1 protein-coding gene and 1 pseudogene are annotated in these 1,321 nt (G+C 74.3%); both read left to right on the top strand.

Features of this window, described 5'->3' with window-relative positions:
• Nucleotides 1-237, top strand: a pseudogene (locus G3I40_RS18885) (VOC family protein); the annotation flags it as partial.
• A gap of 139 nt (nt 238-376) precedes the next feature.
• A partial coding sequence (locus G3I40_RS18880; RefSeq protein WP_164303309.1) for a serine/threonine-protein kinase occupies nt 377-1,321 on the top strand: 945 nt, incomplete at its 3' end.

Genomic DNA, 1,321 nt, shown 5'->3' with positions numbered 1-1,321 from the left:
CCGCGCACCGGCACCCCGGGCCTGACCCGGGTGCACGTGCCCGGCGAGGCCCCGCGCTTCCTGCTGCACTTCGGCGCCGCCGCCGTGGACGCGGGCTGCGCGGAGGTCACCCGGCTCGGCGGACGCGTCCTGGTGGCGCCGCACGACGGCCGGTACGGCCGCACCGCGGTGCTCGTCGACGACCAGGGCGCCGAATTCGCCCTGTGGGAGCCGCCGGGACGGACCCCGGACGCCTGAGACACCCCGATATGCCCCCGGGTTCGCCACGGACGCCTCCGACAGGAACAATCGGGGTGCGTGCCGCCGTAGCGCTGCGGTGGTGAGACGCTGACGGGGGCCGTACGCACGGTGGCCCGTACGGGGAGGTGGCAGGCAAGTGGTGGATCAGCTGACGCAGCACGATCCGAGGCGGATCGGTCCGTTCGAGGTCCTGGGACGGCTCGGCGCGGGCGGCATGGGTCTGGTCTATCTGGCGCGCTCGGCCTCCGGGCGGCGCGTGGCGATCAAGACGGTGCGTACCGAACTGGCCGAGGACCAGCTGTTCCGGGTGCGTTTCACGCGCGAGGTCGAGGCGGCCCGGGCGGTGTCCGGCTTCTACACGGCCGCCGTCGTCGACGCCGACCCGCGTGCGGCCGTGCCCTGGCTCGCCACCGCGTACGTGCCCGCGCCCTCCCTCGAGGAAATAGTGAATGAGTGCGGGCCGCTGCCGGCCCAGGCGGTGCGCTGGCTCGCGGCCGGCATCGCCGAGGCGCTGCAGTCCATCCACGGCGCGGGCCTGGTCCACCGCGACCTCAAGCCGTCGAACGTCCTCGTCGTCGAGGACGGCCCGCGCGTCATCGACTTCGGCATCGCGTCCGGCGTCTCCAACACCCGCCTGACCATGACGAACGTGGCCGTGGGCACGCCCGCGTACATGTCGCCGGAGCAGGCGAAGGACTCGCGGAGCGTGACCGGCGCGAGCGACGTCTTCTCGCTCGGCTCCACGCTCGTCTTCGCCGCCACGGGGCACGCCCCCTTCCACGGCGCCAACCCCGTCGAGACCGTCTTCATGCTGCTGCGCGAGGGCCCCGACCTCGAAGGACTCCCGGACGAGCTGCGTCCGCTGCTGGAGACGTGCATGCACATGGAAGCGGCGATGCGGCCCTCGCCCGCCGACCTCCAGGCGCAGCTCGCCCCGCACCTGTTCGGCTCCGGCAGCGACGACAGCGGTACGGCGTCGGCGTGGCTGCCCGAACGTTCCGTCGCGCTGATCGAGACCCGCCGCGGCGGCCGCACCACCGTGAAGCCGCCGGCCGGCCGCCCCGCTGGCCCCGGCGGCCCC

This window comes from Streptomyces sp. SID14478 (assembly GCF_010548525.1).
Classification (GTDB): domain Bacteria; phylum Actinomycetota; class Actinomycetes; order Streptomycetales; family Streptomycetaceae; genus Streptomyces.
Note: the sequence above shows the minus strand (reverse complement) of the source record. Positions and strands in the feature narration are given on the sequence as shown.